The sequence below is a fragment of the Pseudonocardia sp. HH130629-09 genome, from assembly GCF_001294645.1.
Lineage (GTDB): Bacteria > Actinomycetota > Actinomycetes > Mycobacteriales > Pseudonocardiaceae > Pseudonocardia.
Genome location: NZ_CP011868.1, coordinates 5,225,715 through 5,246,907 on the forward strand (window position 1 = coordinate 5,225,715; position 21,193 = coordinate 5,246,907).

Annotated in this window: 20 protein-coding genes and 6 pseudogenes; 15 read left to right on the plus strand and 11 right to left on the minus strand. The window is 72.3% G+C overall.

Annotated features, from left to right (window positions below):
* Nucleotides 1-7 precede the first annotated feature (7 nt).
* Complete coding sequence (locus XF36_RS24285) at nucleotides 8-1,543, minus strand: GMC family oxidoreductase (RefSeq protein WP_064485496.1); 1,536 nt, start codon at nucleotides 1,541-1,543, stop codon at nucleotides 8-10.
* A 10-nt stretch (nucleotides 1,544-1,553) separates the two neighbouring features.
* Here XF36_RS24285 and XF36_RS24290 point away from each other — a divergent pair, with 10 nt between their 5' ends.
* The gene (locus XF36_RS24290) at nucleotides 1,554-2,819 is read left to right on the plus strand and encodes a M18 family aminopeptidase (protein WP_060713753.1); all 1,266 of its coding nucleotides are present in this window, start codon (nucleotides 1,554-1,556) and stop codon (nucleotides 2,817-2,819) included.
* On the opposite strand, the gene XF36_RS24295 is transcribed toward XF36_RS24290, so the two are convergent.
* Entirely contained in the window at nucleotides 2,816-3,229 is a 414-nt protein-coding gene (locus XF36_RS24295) for a YccF domain-containing protein (protein ID WP_060713754.1), read from the minus strand. The two genes, XF36_RS24290 and XF36_RS24295, sit on opposite strands and share 4 nt — an antisense overlap.
* Nucleotides 3,230-3,418: 189 nt before the next feature.
* Here XF36_RS24295 and XF36_RS35335 point away from each other — a divergent pair.
* Both XF36_RS35335 and XF36_RS35340 read left to right on the plus strand, forming a co-directional pair.
* A pseudogene (locus XF36_RS35335) lies at nucleotides 3,419-3,871 on the plus strand (oxygenase MpaB family protein); the annotation flags it as partial.
* A gap of 78 nt (nucleotides 3,872-3,949) precedes the next feature.
* Nucleotides 3,950-4,705 carry an AAA family ATPase gene (locus XF36_RS35340; protein ID WP_349675576.1) on the plus strand — a complete coding sequence of 252 codons (756 nt, stop codon included), beginning with the start codon at nucleotides 3,950-3,952 and terminating at the stop codon, nucleotides 4,703-4,705.
* Here the strand turns inward: XF36_RS35340 and XF36_RS24310 are convergent.
* Nucleotides 4,689-5,042, minus strand: coding sequence for a hypothetical protein (locus tag XF36_RS24310; RefSeq protein WP_060713756.1), 354 nt, complete (start codon nucleotides 5,040-5,042; stop codon nucleotides 4,689-4,691). The two genes, XF36_RS35340 and XF36_RS24310, sit on opposite strands and share 17 nt — an antisense overlap.
* Before the next feature lie 21 nt (nucleotides 5,043-5,063).
* Here XF36_RS24310 and XF36_RS24315 point away from each other — a divergent pair, with 21 nt between their 5' ends.
* On the plus strand, nucleotides 5,064-5,471 hold the full coding sequence (locus tag XF36_RS24315; RefSeq protein ID WP_060713757.1) for a DUF6924 domain-containing protein: 408 nt from the start codon (nucleotides 5,064-5,066) through the stop codon (nucleotides 5,469-5,471).
* Nucleotides 5,472-5,491: 20 nt separating this feature from the next.
* Entirely contained in the window at nucleotides 5,492-5,893 is a 402-nt protein-coding gene (locus XF36_RS24320) for a VOC family protein (RefSeq protein ID WP_060713758.1), read from the plus strand.
* A 31-nt stretch (nucleotides 5,894-5,924) separates the two neighbouring features.
* On the opposite strand, the gene XF36_RS24325 is transcribed toward XF36_RS24320, so the two are convergent.
* Nucleotides 5,925-6,425, minus strand: a complete 501-nt coding sequence (locus tag XF36_RS24325) for a DinB family protein (RefSeq protein ID WP_193393986.1) — start codon at nucleotides 6,423-6,425, stop codon at nucleotides 5,925-5,927.
* A 66-nt stretch (nucleotides 6,426-6,491) separates the two neighbouring features.
* On the opposite strand from XF36_RS24325, the gene XF36_RS24330 reads away from it, so the two are divergent.
* Nucleotides 6,492-6,911 carry an SRPBCC family protein gene (locus tag XF36_RS24330; protein WP_060713759.1) on the plus strand — a complete coding sequence of 140 codons (420 nt, stop codon included), beginning with the start codon at nucleotides 6,492-6,494 and terminating at the stop codon, nucleotides 6,909-6,911.
* 53 nt (nucleotides 6,912-6,964) lie between these two features.
* Nucleotides 6,965-7,387, plus strand: coding sequence for a DUF6194 family protein (locus XF36_RS24335; protein ID WP_060713760.1), 423 nt, complete (start codon nucleotides 6,965-6,967; stop codon nucleotides 7,385-7,387).
* 224 nt (nucleotides 7,388-7,611) lie between these two features.
* On the opposite strand, the gene XF36_RS24340 is transcribed toward XF36_RS24335, so the two are convergent.
* Nucleotides 7,612-8,214 carry a TetR family transcriptional regulator gene (locus XF36_RS24340; protein ID WP_064485498.1) on the minus strand — a complete coding sequence of 201 codons (603 nt, stop codon included), beginning with the start codon at nucleotides 8,212-8,214 and terminating at the stop codon, nucleotides 7,612-7,614.
* Nucleotides 8,215-8,318: 104 nt separating this feature from the next.
* On the opposite strand from XF36_RS24340, the gene XF36_RS24345 reads away from it, so the two are divergent.
* The 3 genes and pseudogenes from XF36_RS24345 to XF36_RS35850 all read left to right on the plus strand — a co-directional run.
* Nucleotides 8,319-9,020 carry an SDR family oxidoreductase gene (locus XF36_RS24345; RefSeq protein WP_082375630.1) on the plus strand — a complete coding sequence of 234 codons (702 nt, stop codon included), beginning with the start codon at nucleotides 8,319-8,321 and terminating at the stop codon, nucleotides 9,018-9,020.
* Nucleotides 9,021-9,035: 15 nt separating this feature from the next.
* Nucleotides 9,036-9,790: pseudogene (locus XF36_RS24350) on the plus strand (IS5 family transposase); the annotation flags it as partial.
* Between the two features lie 209 nt (nucleotides 9,791-9,999).
* Nucleotides 10,000-10,131, plus strand: a pseudogene (locus XF36_RS35850) (helix-turn-helix domain-containing protein); the annotation flags it as partial.
* 241 nt (nucleotides 10,132-10,372) lie between these two features.
* On the opposite strand, the pseudogene XF36_RS35855 reads toward XF36_RS35850, so the two are convergent.
* Nucleotides 10,373-10,588, minus strand: a pseudogene (locus XF36_RS35855) (hypothetical protein); the annotation flags it as partial.
* 89 nt (nucleotides 10,589-10,677) lie between these two features.
* Between XF36_RS35855 and XF36_RS24360 the strand changes: the two are divergent.
* From XF36_RS24360 to XF36_RS24370, 3 genes are read left to right on the plus strand one after another with little or no spacing between them, the layout of a single operon-like run.
* A complete protein-coding gene (locus tag XF36_RS24360) occupies nucleotides 10,678-12,342 on the plus strand; it encodes an ABC transporter transmembrane domain-containing protein (RefSeq protein WP_060713762.1) in 1,665 nt (554 codons plus the stop codon).
* Entirely contained in the window at nucleotides 12,339-14,078 is a 1,740-nt protein-coding gene (locus tag XF36_RS24365) for an ABC transporter ATP-binding protein (RefSeq protein ID WP_060713763.1), read from the plus strand. The genes XF36_RS24360 and XF36_RS24365 overlap by 4 nt, the downstream gene beginning before the upstream one ends.
* Nucleotides 14,075-14,395: a CHY zinc finger protein gene (locus XF36_RS24370; protein ID WP_060714951.1), complete on the plus strand. Its 321-nt coding sequence runs from the start codon at nucleotides 14,075-14,077 to the stop codon at nucleotides 14,393-14,395. The genes XF36_RS24365 and XF36_RS24370 overlap by 4 nt, the downstream gene beginning before the upstream one ends.
* A 33-nt stretch (nucleotides 14,396-14,428) precedes the next feature.
* Here XF36_RS24370 and cynS read toward each other — a convergent pair whose 3' ends face one another.
* Both cynS and XF36_RS24380 read right to left on the minus strand, forming a co-directional pair.
* A complete protein-coding gene (cynS, locus tag XF36_RS24375; protein ID WP_060713764.1) occupies nucleotides 14,429-14,887 on the minus strand; it encodes a cyanase in 459 nt (152 codons plus the stop codon).
* Nucleotides 14,888-14,890: 3 nt separating this feature from the next.
* Complete coding sequence (locus XF36_RS24380; RefSeq protein WP_060713765.1) at nucleotides 14,891-16,051, minus strand: NAD-dependent formate dehydrogenase; 1,161 nt, start codon at nucleotides 16,049-16,051, stop codon at nucleotides 14,891-14,893.
* 140 nt (nucleotides 16,052-16,191) lie between these two features.
* Here XF36_RS24380 and XF36_RS24385 point away from each other — a divergent pair, with 140 nt between their 5' ends.
* Nucleotides 16,192-17,139 carry a LysR family transcriptional regulator gene (locus tag XF36_RS24385; protein WP_060713766.1) on the plus strand — a complete coding sequence of 316 codons (948 nt, stop codon included), beginning with the start codon at nucleotides 16,192-16,194 and terminating at the stop codon, nucleotides 17,137-17,139.
* Here XF36_RS24385 and XF36_RS24390 read toward each other — a convergent pair.
* Entirely contained in the window at nucleotides 17,118-18,902 is a 1,785-nt protein-coding gene (locus XF36_RS24390) for a cytochrome c biogenesis protein DipZ (RefSeq protein ID WP_060713767.1), read from the minus strand. The genes XF36_RS24385 and XF36_RS24390 overlap by 22 nt on opposite strands.
* A 162-nt stretch (nucleotides 18,903-19,064) precedes the next feature.
* Between XF36_RS24390 and XF36_RS24395 the strand changes: the two genes are divergently transcribed.
* On the plus strand, nucleotides 19,065-19,754 hold the full coding sequence (locus XF36_RS24395) for a M24 family metallopeptidase (RefSeq protein ID WP_060713768.1): 690 nt from the start codon (nucleotides 19,065-19,067) through the stop codon (nucleotides 19,752-19,754).
* 100 nt (nucleotides 19,755-19,854) lie between these two features.
* Here XF36_RS24395 and XF36_RS24400 read toward each other — a convergent pair.
* Both XF36_RS24400 and XF36_RS34545 read right to left on the minus strand, forming a co-directional pair.
* Nucleotides 19,855-20,842 (minus strand): annotated as a pseudogene (locus XF36_RS24400) (IS481 family transposase).
* 124 nt (nucleotides 20,843-20,966) lie between these two features.
* Nucleotides 20,967-21,104: pseudogene (locus XF36_RS34545) on the minus strand (transposase); the annotation flags it as partial.
* Nucleotides 21,105-21,193 lie beyond the last annotated feature (89 nt).

A 21,193-nucleotide genomic window follows, 5' to 3' on the forward strand; every position in this document is an offset into this window, starting at 1 on the left:
GACCTCGTCATGCACGACGTTCCCCCTCGGTGCCGCACACCAGGTCGGCGGCGCGCTCCCCGATCATGATCGCGGTCGCGGCCGGCCCGCGCCGCGGCACGCGGGGCAGGACGGAGGTGTCCGCCACCCGGAGCCCGCCCAGACCGTGCACCCGCAGGTCGGAGTCGACGACGGCGTCCGGTCCGGTACCCGCCGGGGCGCTGCCGGACAGGTGCACCGAGGTCGTCAGGTGGTCGCGGATCCAGCCGTCGAGCCGGGTGTCGTTGCCGAGCTCCCAGCCGGCGGGGCCGCCGTCGTCGGGGCCGGCTCGTCCCCAGCCCGCGGCGCGCAGGACGTCCGCGGCGATCCGCACCGCGGCCCGCATCCGGTGCCGGTCGGAGGTGGTGCGCAGGTAGCGGAAGTCCAGCCGGGGCGGGTCGTCGTGGTCCGGGGAGGTGATCGCGAGCATCCCGCGGCTGTCCGGGCGCTGCACCGCGCACATCAGGTGCGCGGGCCCGCCGGGCGCGAACGGGTGCGCGAACAGCAGGATCTCCAGGTCACCGGCCGGATCGGTACCGGAGTCGAGGTGGAGCGCGGCCTGCGCGGCGACGGCGTCGGCGGGCGGATCGGGCAGGCCGCTGCGCAGCGGCAGGAACACCGCGGGATGGTCCGACCAGCCGCGTCCGACCCCGGGCAGCTCGTGCACCACGGCGACGCCCGCGGCCCGCAGTGTGTCCTCCGGGCCGATCCCGGAGCGCTGCAGCAGCGCCGGGGTGCCGACCGCGCCCGCGGTCACGACGGTCTCGGCGGCGTGCAGGGTGCGCCCGCCGACGCGCACCCCGGTCGCCCGGCCACCCTCGATCACCAGGGTCTCGGCCGGGGCTCCGCCGAACACGGTCAGCGTGTCCGTGCCGCCGCTCGCTACGCCTGCGCCCCTCCCGGCCGCCTCCGCGTTCCCCCACGGCGGGGGCAGGTAGGCGGTGGCGGCGCTGACCCGGCGCCCGTCGACGGCGTTGGTCGGGATCGGGCCCGCGCCGGGCGGGCCGCCGGCGTTCTTGTCCGGCTCCTCGGGATGGCCCAGCGCGAGGCAGGCGGCCAGGAACGGGTCGGTCGTCGCGGCGCGCAGCCGGCCCGAGGGGCGAGAGATGCGCAGCGGGCCCGCGTCGCCGTGCCGATCGGAGGTGCAGAAGTCGAGGTCGCGCTCGAGCCGCCGATAGTACGGCAGGACGTCGTCGTAGGACCAGCCGGGGACGCCCCAGTCCGCGAAGTCCGCCGGGACGGCGCGCACGAAGTAGCCGCCGTTGATCGCACCGGAGCCGCCCAGCACGCGTCCCCGCGGCACGGTGCACTCCCGCCCCTGGCACAGCGTCGCCCGGTAGGCCCAGTTGAGGACGTGGCCGGGCGCGGTCGCGGCGAGCGACGCGATCGGGATCGAGTCCGGCGGGACGACGACGGCACCCGCCTCGACCAGGGCCGTACGCACCCCGCGCTCGGCGAGCCGGCCCGCGAGGGTGCACCCCGCGGATCCCGCACCCACCACCACCACGTCGAACCCGTTGGTCATTGCTGCCAGGATGCCTCACGTGACCGACGCTGCACGTGACCTCGCCTCGTTCCTCACCGCGAGCCCGTCGCCGTACCACGCGGTGGCCGAGGCCGTCCGCCGGCTGTCCGCCGCGGGCTTCACCGAGCAGCGCGAGGACGGGCCGTGGGCCGACGGGCCGGGCGGGCGCTACCTCGTGCGCGACGGCACGATCCTGGCCTGGTGGCAGCCCGCGTCCGGGCCGGGCGCACCACTGCGGATCTTCGCCGCGCACACCGACTCGCCCGGATTCAAGGTCAAGCCGAACCCCGACGTCGGCGTCGCCGGGTGGCGCCAGGTCGGGGTGGAGGTCTACGGCGGCGCGCTGTGGAACTCCTGGCTCGACCGCGACCTCGGCCTCGCCGGGCGCCTCGCGCTCTACGACGGCCGCGTCGTCCCGGTCCGGGTGGACCGGCCGCTGCTACGCATCCCGCAGCTGGCGATCCACCTCGACCGCGGCGTGAACCAGGGCCTGACCCTGGACCCGCAGCGGTACCTGCTCCCGATCTGGGGTCTCGGCGACCCGGACGGCGGCGACCTGGTCGAGTTCCTCGCCGTGCGGGTCGGCGAGGACCCGGAGGACGTCGCGGCGCACGACCTGTTCACCTACGACCTCACCCCGCCCGCCACCCTGGGCCGCGACGACGAGCTGCTCGCCGCCCCGCGGCTGGACAACCTGGCCTCGGTGCACGCCGGGATCAGCGCGCTGCTCACCGCGATCGAGCGGGACCCGCGCACCGTCCCGGTGTTCGTCGGGTTCGACCACGAGGAGATCGGCTCGGCCAGTGCGACCGGCGCCGCCGGACCGCTGCTGGAGACGGTGCTGACCCGGCTGGCCGGGGGGTTCGACGAGCGGCACGCGGTGTTCTCGCGGTCGCGCTGCCTGTCGGTGGACGTCACGCACGCCGCGCACCCCAACCACCTGGACAAGCACGACCCGGATCACCTGTCGGTGCCGAACCGGGGGCCGTCGCTGAAGGTCAACGCGGTGCAGCGCTACGCCACCGACGCACCGGGCGCGGCCGCCTGGAAGCGGGCCTGCCGCACCGCGGACGTGCCGAGCCAGGTGTTCGTCTCGAAGAACACGGTGCCGTGCGGGTCGACCGTCGGGCCGATCATGGCGACCCGGCTGGGCATCCGGACGGTCGACGTCGGCATCCCGGTGCTGTCGATGCACTCGGCGCGTGAGCTGTGCGGGGTGCACGACCCCGGCCTGCTGGCCCGGGCGGGTGTGGAGTTCCTGACCGACGCCGGCTAGACCTGCGCGGCGATCCGGGAGCCGGGCACGTAGACGTCGGTGTCGACGATCCGCGACCCGAGCGGCAGCAGCGACACCGGGATCAGCTTCAGGTTCGCCCAGGCCAGCGGCAGCCCGATGATCGTGACGGCCAGCGCGATCGCGGTCACGACGTGGCCGACCACCAGCCACCAGCCGAACAGCAGGATCCACAGGACGTTCCCGATCGCCGACGCCGCACCGGCCCGCGGGTCGCGCACGGCCTCACGACCGAACGGCCACAGCGCGTAGAGCCCGATCCGGAACGAGGCGATGCCGAACGGGATCGTCACGATCAACAGGCAGGCGATGATCCCGGCGGCCGTGTAGGCGAGGAACAGCCAGAAGCCGGAGAGGACCAGCCAGACCACGTTCAGCAGGAGGCGGAGCACGGTTCCAGCATGCCCGTGATATCCGTTTCCTCCTCGGGGATGACCCGGAGGCCGACCCCGGTTCCGGTGATCGACGTGCGCTCCCGGCTCGCGCGGGGTGTCCTGGACCACAGGGTCGATCACGGTCTGTTCGGCCCCCGCTCGGTGACCTGGCGGGTGCACCTCGAACCCGTGATGTGGGTCGCCGGGATGCGCGCACTGCTGCTGCAGTCGCTGGACCCGCGGGTGATGCGCGGGACCTACCAGAACTCGGCGCTGTTCGACCCGAAGAAGTCCTACGCGCGGTTCTAGCGGACCGTCGAGTTCGTCGGGACCCGCACGTTCGAGCCGCTGGCCGACGTCGACCGGGCCGGCGCCCTCGTCCGGCGACTGCACGCCGGGCTGCGCGGACACGACCCCGACAGCGGCGAGAGCTACCGGATCGACGCCCCGGAGGGCCTGCTCTGGGTGCACACCGTGGAGATCGAGTCCTACACCGACATCGCCCGCCGGTCGGGTCTGCTCGACGACGACTCGGCGGACGCCTACGTCGCCGAGAGCGTCCGGGCCGCCGAGGTGGTCGGTATCGACCCGGCGACCGTGCCGTCGTCGGTGGCGGAGATGGCCGAGTACATGGCCGCGGTGCGCCCCCGGCTGCTGATGACCGACGAGGCCCGCCGCGCGGCCGTCCGGCCACGGAATCCGGGTGACCGACGGCCCACCGGGCGCCAGGCTGGCCACATGTACCTGCTGACCGGCATCCAGGCGTCAGGGAAGTCGACCGTGGCGGAGGCGCTCGCCGAACGTCTGCCCGCGCCCGCGGTGCACGTGCACGGCGACCGGTTCCGCCGGTGGATCGTCACCGGACGCGCCGACATGGGCCCGGACGCCGGCCCCGAGGCGCACCGTCAGCTGCGGCTGCGGCACGCCCTCACCGCGCAGGCCGCCGACGCCGGCTTCTCCGTCGTCGTGCAGGACGTCGTGCTCGGGGCGCACCTGCCGGCGACGGTGGCGGCGCTGCGGACCCGTCCGCTGCACGTCGTGGTGCTGGCGCCACGACCGGAGGTGACCGCCCGGCGGCAGGCCGAGCGGGACAAGGTGACCTCGGAGGCGTTCACCGCGGCGGCGCTCGACGCGGTCCTGCGGTCGGAGACGCCCCGCATCGGGCTGTGGCTGGACACCTCGGAGCTGGACGTGGCCGCGACCGTCGACGCCATCCTCGACCGGACCGCGGAGAGCGCCGTCGGCACGGTGGGGACGGTCCGCGAGTGGCACCCCGGGCAGGGCTGGGGCGTCGTCGACTCCCCCGGCGGGTGCTGGGTGCACTTATCGGCCTTCGCGGGCGACGCGGTCCCGGCCGCCGACGACGTCGTGACGCTGGAGTGGGAGGCGGGCGAGCAGGACGGCTTCGCGTTCCGCGGAACGCGGGTGACCCCGCAGGACGACGGCCAGTCCGGTGCCTACCGCAGCTCGCTCACCCTCACGGCCGACCCGTGATCTCCTCGACGACGCTCTCCCCGGTGCCCGGCCGGGACTCCCAGGCCCAGGTCTCGTGGGAACGCAGCCGACCGTCGTCGAGGACCTCGAGGCGGGCCTCGCAGCGACCCGAGCTGGAGCTCCCGTCGGTGGAGACGTGCACGTAGCGGAAGCGCAAGACGTCGCCGTCGCGGGTACCGGCCAGCCGGCCCAGCCGGACGGCGCCACCGGCGTACTCGGCCCAGACCAGGCCGTCGGCCTCGTGGTAGTCGAAGACGGTGGTCCGCCCGACCTCGCCGTCACCGGAGTTGCTCACACCGGCGAACCGGCGACCGTCCACGCTGGGTGCGCTGCTCACCCGGACACCCTGTCACGGAGGATGACCACCGTGGAGTTCCCCGAGACGCGTCGTACGCCGCTGGTCCGGACGTGCACCGACACCGGCGAAGGTCTGTGGAACGAGCTGCTGGGGATCCTGCTGTCGACCGGCACGTCGTTCGACGTCGTCATGGAGGACATGTTCACCGACTGGTCGGTGGAGCGGGTGGTGACGCTCGCGCTGGAGGACGGGCTGCCCCTGCGGCACCCGCTGCTGTTCGTCGACGAGCGGGCGCTGGCCGACCACGACTTCCCGGTCGTCGTCGCCGACCTGCGGGGTGAACCGGGACGGACGTTCCGGATCGCCGCCGCGGTGCTCTCCGGCTTCCCGTCGCCCCGCGCCGGGTTCGCCGACCACGCCGACCACGCGGAGCTGCAGCCCGACCGGACGTTCCGCGGGTTCTGCTGAGCGCCGCTAACGTCGACCTCGTGAGTTCCACCGTCTGGCCGGTCCTGCACTACGACAACCCGGGCGCCGCGGTCCACTTCCTGGTCGAGGCAGCCGGGTTCACCGCATCGGTGGTCGTGCACGACGAGGTCGGCGACGTCGTGCACGCCGAACTCACCCGTGACGGCGGGACCGTCCTGCTCGGCGGCACGAAGCACGACGACGGCGTCCACGCGGGTCTGCACACCGGCGCCGTGTACGTGGCGTGCCGCTCCGACTCCGACGTCGACGCCGTCCACCGGCGCGTCGCGGAGACGGGCGGGACGGTCGTGCGGGCGCCGCACCCCACCTCCTTCGGCGCGGGCGGCCCGACACGCGCCTGTACCGTCGCCGACCCCGAAGGCAACCTCTGGACCTTCGCGACCTACCCCGGCGGCGGCTGACCCGCGTTCCGCGGAACGCGGCCGGGCGGTCTCAGACCCCCGTGCTCCCGTCGATCCGCTCCCGGACCAGGTCCGCGTGCCCGACGTGGCGCGCGTACTCGGCGATGACGTGGGTGAGGACCCAGACCACCGACACCAGGTTCCCCCCGAGGGACCCGGTGCCGTCCGGCCCGGCCTTCTCGACGACCTGTCGAGCCCGGCCGACCTCCTCCTCCCAGGCGGCGCGGGCCTCGGTCATGCCCGCGCTCCCGAGCTCGAACCCGCCGTCGTGGCCGGTCCCGAGCTCGCGCGGGTGCAGCGGCGGCACGTCCTCGCCGCCCAGGACCTGCCGGAACCAGTTCCGTTCGACCGCCGCCAGGTGCTGCACCAGCCCCAGCAGGGTCAGCGACGACGGCGGCACCGACGACGTCCGCAGCTGCTCGTCGGTCAGGTCGTCGCACTTCCCGACCAGGGTGGCGCGGTAGAAGTCGAGCCAGGCGGTGAGTGTGGTGAGGGCGTCGGCCTGCATCGGGGGGTGGGCGCGGTCGGTCATGCCCGTGATCGTGACAGCGGGGTCCGACATCTTCCGCTCCCGGTCGGGCGGTGGTCCACTGCGGTCGTGACCGACACCCCGCCGACCGTGGTGCGCAGCAGCCGGACCGTTGCCGCCGACCCCGCCCGCCAGCCTTCCTGGGACGGCAACAACAACCTCGCCGAGGCCGCCCCAGGTCAGCGGGTGCACGCCGTCGGGGACGTGTTCTCGATGCTGCTGACGCAGGGCACCGTGCGCGAGAACCGGGTCGTCGAGTTCACCGAGGGACGACTGGTCGCGTGGCTGCTCTCGGAGCCGCCGCCCGGGCACCTGTGGCGCTGGGAGCTGGAGCCCGTCGACGACGCCACGACCCGGGTGACCTGCACCTACGACTGGACCGGCCTCGACCCGGACGACGCGTTCCGGCAGAAGCGGGCCCGCGCCACCACCGCCGACATGCTGCGGGCGTCGCTCGACCGGCTCGCCGTCGTCGCCGAGAAGATGTGATACGCGACACTTCCGACGGACGAACGACCATGGAAAGGTGCTCACCTGGCGGCATGGATGCCGAGCAGGTGATCGCCGTTCTGGCCGGGTTCCCCGGCACGCGGATCATCGAGGGCAACGGGGACGCGTTCGCGATCCACGACCCGGACCACGACTACGGGCAGCGCCCCCGGCACGGTTGGGCCACCGTCGTGCGGTCCGACGTGAACGACACCGCGTCCAACCTCGACCGTCCCGGCGCGTTCCGGCTCAACATCGGGCTGCCCACCGCGCGCTACCGGGAGCTGTTCCCGACCGATCCGGGCATTGACCCGGCAACCCGCGACATGCTGTTCCCGCACCCCGTCTACGCGGCGTACCACTGGGTGGCGGTGGTGGAGCCGGACACGACCTGGCCGCAGGTGCGGGAGCTGCTCCACGACGCGCACGACTTCGCCGTCCGCAAGCACGGGAACGCGGTCCGGCGGCGCGGGTGACCGGCGGCGGGCGTGGCGGAAGCGGGGGGATTCGAACCCGGCCTTTTCGGACGCCCGCTTTCCATGCCACGGGGATGCCGGTCGACCCAATCGTGCAGATCAGGAGTCGGTCGTCGACCAGAGGCCCGGTCGCGGCTCGCCGACGGGTCGCGGTCACGGTCGTGGTCGGCTCCCGATGCCACGGCGACATCCCCGTGCTCTTCGGTCGCGATGACATCGACCGGTCACAGATCATGACCGGTGTCTGTCTGCGGGGGCTCGACAGGATGGTCACCGCACGTCACCTGCAGGGTCTCGACGCTCGCGGTCATCACTCGGCGGTGCTCCGCCAGGCGCGTGGACGACCACGGCTCGTCGCCGGCGAGTGTCCGCAGGGAGGGGGACGCAGTTGCCCAGGCCGTGACCATTCCGAGGACCAGGGCGAGAACGTCCACGGCTCTGTCGCCGTACCGGTGCGTGAGGGCGTTCACCTTGGCGCGATAGGCCTCGGCCTCCCCGGCGGTCGCGTCGGGACGTTCCAGATTCGCCCATGTCGACAGGCGAAGGATCGTCGGGTCGACCAGCAGGTGGTCGAACAGACGACCGGCGTAGCCGGGGAGATCGTCCGGGGTGAAGCTGACGGTCTCGGCCAGTTCGACGAGCCCCTGGGCGACGACCCGGTCGAAGAGCTCTTCCTTGGGGCCGAAGTGAACGTAGATCGATCTCTTGTTGGCGCTGGCCCGGTCGGCGATGCGGTCGATCCGCGCTCCGGCCAAGCCGCACTGCGCGAACTCCGACCGTGCGGCGGCCAGGATCCGCCGCTTGGTCTCGGTCGCGTCCGGTGGCACGTCGGCAGTCTACTGACGACGTAGATAACTATCTAGTTATTGACACGACTCCCGAGCGCTGGCACGCTCGTGGACGTATACATCCAGATAGTTACGGAGTTCTCATGTCACAGAAGATCCTGGTCACCGGGGCGAGCTCGGGCTTCGGGCGAGGGACAGTACTTGCTCTCGCGAGGCAGGGGCATCAGGTCGTCGCCACGGCGGAGACATGGCCGCAGGTTCGCGAGCTGCGCGCGGAGGCCGATCGGGCGAACGTCGACCTGCAGGTGATCAAGTTGAACCTGCTCGACCCGATCGACCTCGACCATGCCGGTTCGTTCGACCCGGACGTGCTCGTTCTCAACGCCGGTGTGATGGAAGGCGGCTCGATCGTCGACATTCCGATGCAGCGCGTCCGCGAGTCGTTCGATGTCAACCTGTTCGGCCATCTACAGCTCGTTCAATCGATCGTCCCGAAGATGGTCGCCCGCAAGTCCGGCAAGGTGGCCTGGACCTCCTCCATGGGAGGCATCCTCGTCGTCCCGTTCCTCGGGGCGTACTGCGCGACCAAGCACGCGATCGAAGCCGTGGCCGGCTCGAGGAAGGCCGAACTCGAACCACACGGGGTGAAGGTGGCGACGATCAACCCCGGTGTGTTCGGCACCGGTTTCAACGACACCGGCGCCGAGAGCTACGAACAGTGGTACGACGCGAGCAGCGCCGTGGTGCCGATGCCGGACTTCTCGGAATCGCTGGCCGGACAGGCCGACCCGCAGGAGATGATCGACGCCATGGTCGAGGTGATCCCGGCCTCAGAGTGTGTTTGAGAAGGGTCGGCGTGTCTGCGTGGTGCGGACCTCGACGTGGTCCATCGTGGAGGAGTGGCTCGGCGTAAGCGGCGGTATCCCTCGGACACCAGCGACGCCCAGTGGGCGCTGATCGAACCGCTGCTTCCCGCCGTGGGGGCCGGCGGCAGACCGGAGAAGCACCCGCGCCGCGACGTGGTCGACGCGATCCTCTACGTCGTACGCGCGGGCTGCTCCTGGAGGGCCCTGCCAGCGGACTTCCCGCCGTGGCAGACGGTCTACTGGTACTTCAACCGGTGGGAACAGCAGAAGGCCACCGAGCAGATCCTCCCGGTCGTACGTGGCCAGCTGCGTGCCGAGGAAGGCCGCGACCCCGAGCCCAGCGCGGGGATCATCGACTCCCAGTCCGTCAAAGGCGCCGACACCGTCGGACAGGACACCCGCGGCTATGACGCCGGGAAGAAGGTCAACGGTCGGAAGCGGTTCATCGTGACCGACACCCTCGGCCTGCTGCTCACCACCATGGTGTGCTCGGCGTCGGTGCAGGACCGCGACGGCGCCAAACCGATCCTGCTCGACCTCTACCTGCGCACCCGGGTGCGGTTCGTCTACGCCGACGCCGGGTTCGCCGGACGCCTGCTCGACTGGGCGACTGGGCGACTACGATCCTGCAGACGACGGTCGAGGTCGTCCGCAAGCCGCCTGAGCAGCGCGGATTCGCCGTCCTCCCGCGGCGGTGGGTGGTCGAGCGGACCCTGGCCTGGCTCACCGCACACCGACGCCTGGCCCGCGACTACGAACGCCACCCCACCACCGCAGAGGCCATGATCCGCTGGGCCGCGGTCAACACCATCACCCGACGCATCGCCCGCGGCGAACCCGCCCGACGCCAGCAGAGGTATGTACTCACCCCTGCGACATGATCTTCTCAAACACGCTCTGAGAGGATGTAGCTGTGCCCAAGCCTTACCCCGCCGAGTTCCGGGCCGATGTGGTCCGGGTGGCCCGTTCCCGTGAGGACGGGGTCACCATCGAGCAGGTCGCCACCGACTTCGGTGTTCATCCGATGACGTTGCAGAAGTGGCTGCGCCGGGCGGCGGTCGACGACGGCGCCAGCCCGGGCCGTACCTCGACGGAGTCGGTCGAGCTGCGTGAGGCTCGGAAGCGGATCCGGTTGTTGGAGCAGGAGAACGAGGTGCTGCGGCGGGCGGCGGCCGCGGGTGGAGGCTGCAGCGGCGCGGCTCAGCTCTCCGGACCCTCGCCCAGCGGAGTCCGGTTTCGCACCCCGCGCGGACCACCGGGTCGTCCGCACGACGCCGGCGCATCGCCTGGGCCCTGCGTTCGCGGGTCGCGTGTCCCTCGAGGGACTGGCTCCGCTCCAGACCGAACGCGTCGCGGTAGGCCGCGCGGTCCCAGCCGTGGGTCCGCAGGTGCGCGCCGACCGAGCGGAACCACTCACCGCACAGGTGGCACCGCGCGTGCTCGCGGTCGGCCCGAACCACACCGATCGCGACGAAGAACGGTGTGCCGTCGGGGAGCAGGCCGAGCGGCCGCGACTCGTGCAGGCCGTCGAGTTCCGGTGCCGACATCCCCACCTCCGTGACTAGTCACACTGAGACTAGTTGGATGCCGATGTCGACGTCACGGGGTCGGCACGACATGATCCCCTCGGGTAAGGGTGCACTCATTCGACGACCAGGAGGCGGACATCGGCGACGACGAGAGCGCGGGTCGGACCCGACGGCGGGTGGTCCGACGGCAGCGGCCCCGGATCATCGGGGCGTCGTTGCTGCTGATGGGGCACCAGACCTGCGAGGCGCTGGTCCCGGTGGCGATCGGACTGGCGATCGACCGGGCCGTCGCGACGGGTGAGGTCTCGGCCCTCCTGCTGGCCGTCGGCGGGTTCGTGGCGCTGTTCGCGGTGCTGAACACCTGCTACCGCTGGTTCGCCCGGCTCGCGCGCACGGCGATCGTCGACGAGGCGCACCTGCTGCGGGTCGAGCTCGCGCGGCGGCTGCTGCTGCCGGGCGGACGGGCTTCGGCCCGGCACCGCGGGGAGCTGCTCACGATCGCCTCCTCCGACGCGGACCAGGTCTCCCGGGCGGTGGTCTGGGTGGCCGGGTTGGCCGGAGCTGTCGCCGCGCTCGGGGTGAGCTGCGTGGTGCTGATCGGCATCGACGTTCGGTTGGGGCTGCTGCTCATCGTCACCGCCGTCGTGACAACGGTCGCGCTCAACACGCTGTCCCCGATGCTCGCGCGCCGGGTCACCGGCCAGCAGGAGAGCCTGGCGGCGGCGTCGGCGCTGGCGACGGACCTGGTGACCGGGTTGCGGGTGGTGCACGGGCTGCGCGCCCAGGAGACCGCCATCGGGCGGTACCGGACGGTCAGCCGGGCCGCAGAGGCGGCCGGGATCCGGTCCGGGACCGCAGCCTCGCTGCAGCTCGGCGCGACCGTGCTCGCCGCGACCGTCGTGCTGGTGGTGGCGGTGCTGGCGGCGGGCCTGCTCGCCGTCGACGGAACGATCGGGATCGGCGCGTTCGTCGCTGCCGTCGGGGCCGCCCAGTTCATCGCCGAGCCCCTGTCGGCCGCGGGGCTCTACCTGCGGTTCGGGGCTGCGGCGCTGGCAAGCTCCGGCCGGGTCGGCGCGGTGCTGCACGACGGCGACGGGTCGACCGCGCCGGTGCCGTCCGGGTCTCCCGCGAAGCCGTCGGTGACGTTGGAGATCCCGGTCGTCGGCCGCACCGGGGTCGTCGCCGATCCGGCGTCGGTCGGGGCCCTGCACGACGCCCTGCGTGGAGACCGCCGCGGACCGGTCGCGGTCCGCTGGGTGGGCGGGTCGGCGCCGACCGTGCACGTCGAGCCCGCCCGGGCGCACCTGTTCGGCGGCACCGTCGAGGACAACCTGACCCTCGGGCGCCCCGCGGGCACGGGCGGCGACGTCGGTGCGGCTCTCGTCGCCGCGGGCGCCGCCGACATCGTCGACGCACTGCCCGGCGGGACCGGGGCGACGCTGCGCGACCGCGGTCTGAGCCTGTCCGGCGGGCAGCGGCAGCGGCTCGCGCTGGCCCGGGCCCTGCACACCGACCCGCCCGCACTCGTCCTGACCGATCCGACGACCGCGCTCGACCCGGTCACCGAGGAGGAGGTTGCCGACGGGCTGCTCGCCCTGCGGCACCGCGACGACGGGCCGGACCGGGCCACCGTCGTCGTCACCACCAGCCCGATCCTGCTCGACCGCACCGAGCTGGTCCTGTTCGTCCGGGAGGACGGCGAGGTCGTCGCCGGGACCCACCGCACGTTGCTCGGCGCCGATCCCGACTACCGGCGGAGGGTCCTCGGATGACCGCACGACTGCCGCTCGCCACCGCGGGCGAGGTCCGCCGAACCGTCACCGCACAGCTCGGGCGACGGCGGGGGCTCGCTGCGGCGACCGTGCTCCTGTCCGTGGCCGCGTCGCTCGCCGGGCTCGTCGCCCCTTGGGCGGTCGGCCGCATGGTCGACGAGGTCATCGGTGGCGGCGACGCCGCCGCCATCGTCGGACTGACCGTCCTTGTCGCCGCCGCCGGCGTCGGCGCGGCCGTGCTCACCGCGCTCAGCGGTGCGCTCGTCGCCCGGATCGGGCAGCGGGTGCTGGCCCGGATGCGGGAGGACACGGTGGCCTCGGCGCTGCGGCTGCCCGCCGGCGAGGTCGAGGAGGCCGGGCGGGGCGACCTGCTCAGCCGGGTCGGCGACGACGTCGCGGCGATCAGCGAGGTCGTCGCCGCGCTGCTCGCGCCCTGGGTGGGCGCGGTGCTGACCGTCGTGCTGACGATGGTCGGCCTGTTCGCGCTGGACCCGTGGCTGGCCGTGGCCGGGCTGATGTCGATCCCGGTCTATGTGTTCGCGCTGCGCTGGTACCTGCCGCGCGCCGCGACGCGGTACGCCGCGGAACGCGCCGCGTTCGGCGACCGCACCGAGGCGCTGGTCTCCGCCCTCGACGGCCTGCCGACCCTGCGTGCCTATGGCGCCGAGGACCGGCACGTCGGGCTGGTCGAGGAGTCCTCGCGGCGGGCCCGGGACGTGTCGCGGTCGGTGGTGTGGTTCGCGACGGCCTGGGGGAAGTGGGTCAACATCGCCGAGCTGGTCGGCCTGGTGTCCATCGTGGTCGCCGGGTTCCTGCTGGTCCGTGCCGAGTGGGTGACCGTCGGCGCGGTGACCGCGGCCGCGTTGTACTTCCACCGGCTGTTCAACCCGCTCAGCCTGCTGGTGTCGAGCTTCGACCAGATCCAGTCGGCGTTCGCGGCGCTGCAGCGCATCGTCGGGGTGATCGGAGCGACCGGCCCGGTCGAGCCGACCGCGCCCGCACCGCGCACCGGCGAGCTGCGCGCCGAGGCGGTCATCCACCGCTACCCCGGCCGGGACGACGCCGTACTGCACGAGGTGTCGATGTCGGTGGCCGACGGCGAGACCGTCGCGCTGGTCGGTGCCAGCGGGGCCGGCAAGTCGACCCTGGCCGTGCTGCTGGCCGGGCTGGTCCCGCCCAGCGCAGGCCGGGTGATCTGGGCCGACACCGTGCCGGGACCCGACGCCCCGCTCGTGCTGGTCACCCAGGAGGCGCACGTCTTCGCGGGCCCGCTGATCGAGGACCTGCGCCTGGCCCGGCCGGACGCGACCGACGCCGACGCCGACGCCGCCCTGCGCGCCGTCGGGGCGGACTGGGTCGACGAGCTGCCCGAGGGGGTCGCGACCGTGGTGGGTGAACTGGGCCACGACCTCGACCCGGCGCGCAGCGCCCAGGTCGCGCTGGCGAGGGCGTTGCTCGCCGATCCGGCGGTCGTCCTGCTCGACGAGGCGACCGCGGAGGCGGACAGCCGGGACGCGACCCGGCTGGAGGAGGCGGCCGCGGCGGTGCTGCGTGGACGCGGCGGGCTCGTCGTGGTCCACCGGCTCCGCCAGGCGGCCGTGGCGGACCGGATCCTGGTCATGGACGGCGGCCGGATCGTCGAGTCCGGTACCCATGACGCGCTCGTCGCCGCGGGCGGGCACTACGCCCGGCTGTGGGCGGCCTGGCAGGGGGCGCGACCGCAGGTGCACCCGTGACCGGGCCGCAGGTGTTCGGCGACCTCGTCGACGACCAGACCCGGTGCGCGCACTACGGCGGGCCGCTCGACGTCATCGCCGTGCGCTTCCGCTGCTGCGACCGCTACTACCCGTGCTTCCGGTGCCACGCGGCGGCCGCCGACCACCCCGCCCGGACCTGGCCGGCCGACGCGAGGGCGGAGCGCGCGGTGCTGTGCGGGGTGTGCCGGACGGAGCTGCGCATCGACACCTACGTCGCCGTCGACGGCTGCCCGGGGTGCGGGGCACCGTTCAATCCGGGCTGCCGGTCACACCACGGTCTCTACTTCGACCCGTGACGGCCTGACGGGTGGGCCGGGGCGGCCCCTCCGTCAGGCGGTCCGGTCGTCACCAGGTCCGTAGGGGAGGAACTTCCCGTTCAGCGTGATCACCGCGCGGTCGCCCTTGGGGTCGGGCACCCGCTCCAGCCCCAGCTCGAAGTCGATCGCCGACACGATCCCGTCGCCGAACTCCTCCCGGACCAGCTCCGAGATCGTGGTTCCGTAGACCTGGACGACCTCGGCGAGGCGGTACACGAGCGGGTCGGTCGTGTCGACCGCGTCAGCACCCCGTACCGGTGGAAGCAGTAGTGCCTCCACCGTTCCGGTGTCGAGCTCCAGCAGCTCTCCGGCCGTGACCGCCTGCTGTTCGGTCAGCGTCTGCTGGCCGAGCAGCGCGGACACGGTCCATTCGACCGAGCGGCCGAGACCGTCCGCGATGGTGGCCCAGCGCAGCCCGAGCCGCTTCTTCGCGGCGAGGACGGCACGGCGGGCGTCGAGTCGGGTCGGCATCACTCAGCCCTTCGCGCTGTAGGAGTGCGCGCCCGTGCCGGCGAGCTGTCCGCCGTCGACGATGAGGTACTCGCCGCGAATCGGCGTCCCCGCGAAGAAGGACTCCAGGATCTCGCGGGTCCCGGCCGCGTACCGTGCCTGGGCGGACAGGGTCGAGCCGGAGATGTGCGGCGTCATGCCGTGGTGGGGCATGGTGCGCCACGGATGGTCCTCGGGGGCGGGCTGGGGGTACCAGACGTCCCCGGCGTAACCGGCCAGCCGGCCGCTCTCCAGCGCCCGCACGACTGCGTCGCGGTCGACGATCAGGGCCCGAGCGGTGTTGATCAGGTAGATGCCCCGGCGCATGCTCGCGAGCAGGTCGTCGTCGAAGAGGTTGCGGGTCTCGTGGTGCAGTGGCGCGTTGATGGTGACGACGTCGCAGTGCGGCACCATCGACCGGGCGTCGGGGTGGTAGGCGAGGTTCAGCTCCTCCTCCACCTCACGGGGGAGTCGGTGCCGGTCGGTGTAGTGCAGGCGGACGTCGAACGGGGCGAGGCTCCGCAGCACGGCGAGGCCGATGGGCCCGGCCGCGACCGTCCCGACGTCCATCCCCTCCACGTCGTAGGCCCGGTCGACGCAGTCGGCGATGTTCCAGCCCCGGTCCAGGACCCACTGGTGGGACGGCAGGTAGTTGCGGACCAGGGACAGCACCATCATCACCACGTGCTCGGCGACGCTGATCGAGTTGCAGTAGGTGACCTCGGCGACGGTGACGCCGTGCTCGATGGCGGCGTCGAGGTCGACGTGGTCGGAGCCGATCCCCGCGGTCAGGGCCAGTTTCAGGTTGGGGGCCTTCGCGATCCGCTCGGCCGTCAGGTAGGCGGGCCAGAACGGCTGGGAGATGACGACGTCGGCCTCCGGGAGACGTCGCTCGAACTCCGAGTCGGGGCCGTCCTTGTCCGAGGTGACGATCAGGGTGTGGCCGAGGCCCTCCAGGTAGTCCCGGAGCCCGAGCGCACCGGAGACGCTGCCGAGCAGCGTGCCCGGGACGAAGTCCGTTCCCGACGGGGTCGGCAGGGTCTGACCGTCGGGGTAGCGCTCCAGATGCGGCAGTCCGTCACGGGCGTACTCGGTCGGGTACCCGCCGACGGGGTCGTCGTAGAGCACGCAGAGGACGGTGGCCATGGCTCCTCCTTGAGTCCGGCAGATTCCGCATTAACGGTCCTACTGGCTCTGGAAAGCCGCCGCCGCAATTGCGTAGGAATGAAGCCTCTTGATGGTGTGATCGAGGGAGTCGATCGTCCGTGGTTCGCTAGGCTTCTCCGGTGGCCGGCGACGTTCAGCTGAGGCAGCTCGAGTACCTCGTCGCCCTCGCCCGTGAACGACACTTCGGCCGGGCCGCAGAGTCCTGCCACGCCGGGCAGTCGACGTTGTCGGCCGCGTTGCAGGCACTGGAGCGGCAGCTCGGTGTGACCATCGTGCAGCGCAGCCGCCGGTTCGAGGGCTTCACGGCCGAGGGGGAACGGGTCGTCGGGTGGGCGCACCGCATCCTCGCCGAGAGAGATGCCCTGCGCGACGACCTGGACCGCATGCGCGACGGGGTCTCGGCCGTCGTCCGGCTCGGCGCGATCCCCACCGCCGTGCCGGCGACCCCGGCGCTCACCATCGCCTGGACGGGTGCCCATCCGCGCGCCGGTGTCCGGATCGAGGTCCTGTCGGCCCGTGAGATCGACCGGGGACTCGCCGAGTTCGAGCTCGACGCCGGCCTGACCTACATGGCGGGCGACGAGCGCGGCACGTCCGTGCTCCCGCTCTATCGCGAGCGGTACCTGCTCCTGGGGCCCACGGACGGACCGTTCGCCGGGCGCGACACCCTGCGTTGGGCCGATCTGTCCGGTGTCGAACTCTGCGCGCTCACGCCCCGGATGCAGAACCGCCGTCTCGTCGACGACGCGATCCGCGGGGCCGGCGGCGTCCCTCGGATCGTGGTGGAGTCCGACACCGTCGCCGCGGTCTACGCGCACCTCGCGACGACGCGGTGGTCGGCGGTGATCGCCCACACCTGGTTGCGGGCGTTCGGCGTCCCCGAGGGGATGCGGGCGCTCCCGATCGACGGCGACGGCCCGCGCCCGACGGTGGGGCTGCGCCTCGGCGACCACGGTCCGGCCTCCCACGTCGCCCGCGCGTTCCTGCACGCGGTCGCGGCCGGTGGGGCCGCCGACGACCTCGACGACGGCCGGGCCGCACCGGGTCAGCCGAAGGTGAAGACGTAGGCCGTCAGTCCCTCGCTCAGTCCCAGGTGCAGGGTCGTGTCGCGTAGCTCGGGCTCCTCGATCAGTGGGTAGATCCGCGGTGGTCCGTCGATCGGCACGCTCCGGGATCCGACGCCGTCGATCTCGACCGTCGCGGTGCCGCTTCCGCCGAGCACGACGTAGACGTTGCGCGCCGCGTAGTGCAGGTCGATCGTCGCTCCGGGTCCGGCCAGCAGATGGTCGTACTCGGAGGTCCAGGTGCCGCCGATCGTCACGGCGTCCTTCGGCAGGTCCGAGGACGGGACGTAGCCCGCGGTCGCTTTGCGTGGTGCGAGCCGCGCGCCCTGGTAGTTGATGATCTGGCGCGAGTTCAGGTACGTCTCGCGGGTGGTGCGCTGGTCGGTGACGGTCGCGTCGTCCACGTCGGTCCGCGGGGCGAGGGTCACATCGGGTCGGGCGTCCTGGAGGAGCTGCCGGATCTGGGTCTCGGTCACGTCGTAGTCGCCCTCGCCGAGCTTGTAGGCGCGAACCGTGCCCCGCCCGTCGATGAGGAACCGGGCCGGCCAGTACTGGTTCCGGTAGGCACTGAACATCCGGTAGTCGTTGTCCATCGCGACCGGGTAGGTGATCCCGAACCGGTCGATGCCCGCCGCGACGTTCGCCGGGTCCTTCTCGAACGCGAACTCGGGGGTGTGGATCCCGACGACCTGTAGTCCGGCGCTGCGGTAGGCCGTGTCCCACGCCTTGACGTGCGGGATGCTGCGCTGGCAGTTGATGCAGGAGTAGGTCCAGAAGTCGATCAGGGTCACCTTGCCGCGCAGGTCCGCGGCGGTGAGTCCGGAGGGACGGGCGGTGTCGAACCACCGCGTGACCCCGGCGAAGTCCGGGGCCGGACCGCAGTCGGCGAGTGCGGCCGCCCCGTCGGCGCACCGGCTCAGGGCCTCGTTGCTGCCGTTGCCGTAGACGCTCAGGCGCGGTGCGACCGCCTCGCGCACGGCGTCGTTGTTCGCCACCTCCTTCTGGAGGCCCGCGGTGTAGTCGGGGATCGCGCGCTGCACGACCTCCTGCAGGTTGAACGCGAGCGCGACGGCGAGCAGCAGCATGACCACCCCGCTGACGGCGCGCACGAGCCGGGCCCGGGTCCGGAAGGCGGCGACACGCTCGGACGCCCGGCGTCCGGCCAGCGCGAACACCAGAAGCGGCAGCGTCGCTCCGACCGCGAACGAGAGGGTGAGAGCGACCGTCGGGAGGCCGACGTCGCCGGTCGCTCCTGCGACGGTGATGGCGGTGAGCACGGGACCCGCGCACGGCACGTAGAGGAGGCCGAGCCCGAGACCCAGGACGAACGCGCCCCCCTCCTGGTTCGGAGCCCGCTGCGGGATCCGGGAGAACGGCTTCTCCAGCAGTTCCTCCAGGCGGGGGAAGATCAGGCCCAGCCCGATCAGGACCAGCACGGTGAGGCCGGCGATCCGCAGCACGTCGGCCGGGAGGCCCAGCAGGCTGATCAGCAGGGAGCCGGCGAGGGTGAAGAAGCTGAAGCTGACGACGAGCCCCGCGATCACCGCGTACGGCCGGAGGTTGCGCCGGCGCCGGGTCTCCCGCCGCTCGGCGACCGCGACGCCGGTGCCGGTCGTCCCGTCCGCGTCGGGGACGACGGTGTCGTCCGGGGCGGCGGTCCTCGACGTCCCACCGGCGAAGAAGATCACCGGGAGGACGGGCAGGATGCACGGGGAGATCCCGGTGATCAGGCCCCCGACGAGGCCGATGAGTACGAGTGTGAGCATCGCGGTTCCGTCCGTCGGGCGCCTCGGCGGCGGGTCGAGCAGCGTTCGGGCCCGCGACCCGACAGGTTCGACCCCAGATCCGCGAATGCGTTGTTATCGTGGATTTCGAACCGCTTGCGCGGAAGCATCGAACGTTGCGGTCGAGAGGATGAGGAGCCGACGATGACCACGGCCGAGCAGGTCCGCGTGACGTCCCTGCGGGATGCGGAGGCGAAGGCGTCCGCGCTGTTCGACGAGGTGCTCGCCCGCGGGCTGATCGTCCCCGGGGTGACCGAACGTGAGCTGTCGGACCGGGTCCGCGACCTGGCGGCCGAGATGTTCGGCATCCGGCGGTTCTGGCACAAGCGGATCGTCCGGTCCGGACCGAATACCGTGCACCCGTACCGGGAGAACCCGCCGGACCTCACCCTCGGTGCGGACGACATCGCCTTCCTCGACTTCGGTCCGATCTTCGACGAGTGGGAGGCCGACTTCGGCCGCACCTTCGTCCTGGGTGACGACCCGGACCGCCACCGGCTCGCCGACGACCTGCCGCGCCTCTGGGCGGCGGGCCGCGACCACTTCCGCACGCGCCCGGACGTCACCGGTGAACAGCTGTACGACCACGTCCTGGAGCTGATCGCCGCGGCCGGGTGGGCGCACCCCGAGACCCACGCGGGCCATCTCGTGGGCGAGTTCCCGCACGAGCGGATCGACGGCGAGGAGCGCCACAGCTACATCACGACCGGCAACACGGCTCCGCTGCGGCGGCTCTCGCCGTCCGGGAAGGTGTGCCACTGGATCCTGGAGATCCACATCGTCGACCCGGTCCGCGGCTTCGGCGGGTTCCACGAGCAGTTGCTCGATGTCTGACGGCAGCGTCGGTAGCCGATGACTCAAGACATGTCGTCGTGTGGCGTCGAGGGGTGGCTCGCCACTCGATAGTGTTCCGCGAAAGCGGGCTGATAATCAGCTAGTTGTGATGCCCAGCCAGGTTGTTCAGTCTGGTGATGGGTGCTGCGTTGCCGACCGCGGAGTGGGGCCGGTGATGGTTGTACTCATGGACCCATCCCGGCAGTGCGGCGAGGCGGGCTGACTCGGAGTTGTAGAACTTCTTGAACGCCCGGCCCTCGGCCAGCGTGCGGTGGAAACGCTCGATCTTCCCGTTCGTCTGCGGTCTGTAAGGGCGAGTCTTCTTCGCCGTGATGCCCAGCTCGGCGCACGTGTCTCGCCAGAGATGGGACTTGTAGCAGGCGCCGTTGTCGCTGATCACCCGCTTGACCGTGACCCCGCGGGCGGCGAACCAGGCCACGGCGTTGCGCAGGACCGCGGTCGCGGTCCTCGACGTAGGCGACCCGGGAGTGATCGTCGATCACCGTGTGCAGGTAGCAGGTCCCGATCACCGGGTCGCGCCATTTGCTGCGCGGTGTCCCGGTGCGTTCGACGGTGGCTGAGCGGTTCCGCTCGCCCTGCTGGCGTCCGACGTAGCGCCACCCTCCGCCATCAGGGACCCTGCCCAGCTTCTTGACATCGACGTGGATCAGGTCGCCGGGTGCGGGGTGTTCGTAGCGGCGGATCGGTTCACCGGTCGCTCGGTCGATGTGGGTCAGTCGGTTGATCCGACAGCGGGTCAGGACCGCGTGCACGGTCGAGGAGGCCATGGCAAGCCGGTCGGCGATCTCGACCGGCCCCAGGCGCTGCTTCCAGCGCAGGTGCACGATCTTGCGCACGACCGGTGCCGGGGTCCGGTTCGGCTGACGATGCGGGGCCGAGGACCGGTCATGCATGCCGGCCTGGCCTTCGTCGCGGTAGCGGGCGGCCCACTTGTTCGCGGTACGCCACGACACGTCGTAGCGCTCCGCGGCGCGGGCCACCGACCAGCCGTCATCGACGACCAGTCGAGCGAGCCGCAGCTGGGCGCGCGGGGTGAGAGCGGCGTTGGAGTGGGTACCGTGAGCCACGAAGGCCTCCCTGGGTGGCGGAGCGGTTCCTCGACAGCTCCACTCCACACCCGGGAGGCCTTCACCCGTCTACAGATCAGACCGCCCGAAGCGGCACTTCGCGCCCGAGTCCAAGATCCGCAGACCGGATCGCGTCGACCACGTCGCGGCGCGGGTGCTTCTCCGGGCGTCCACCCGACCCCGCCTCGGGCGGCAACGGCTCGATCAACGCCCACTGGGCTTCGCTGGCGTCCGAGGGGTACCGCCGCTTACGCCGAGCCACCCGCCCACGATGGACCAAAGCCCAGCCCGCTGTCAACGGCGGGTTGGGAGTGACCCCGTAGCGACGGATTGGAACTGACCCCCGGCGTG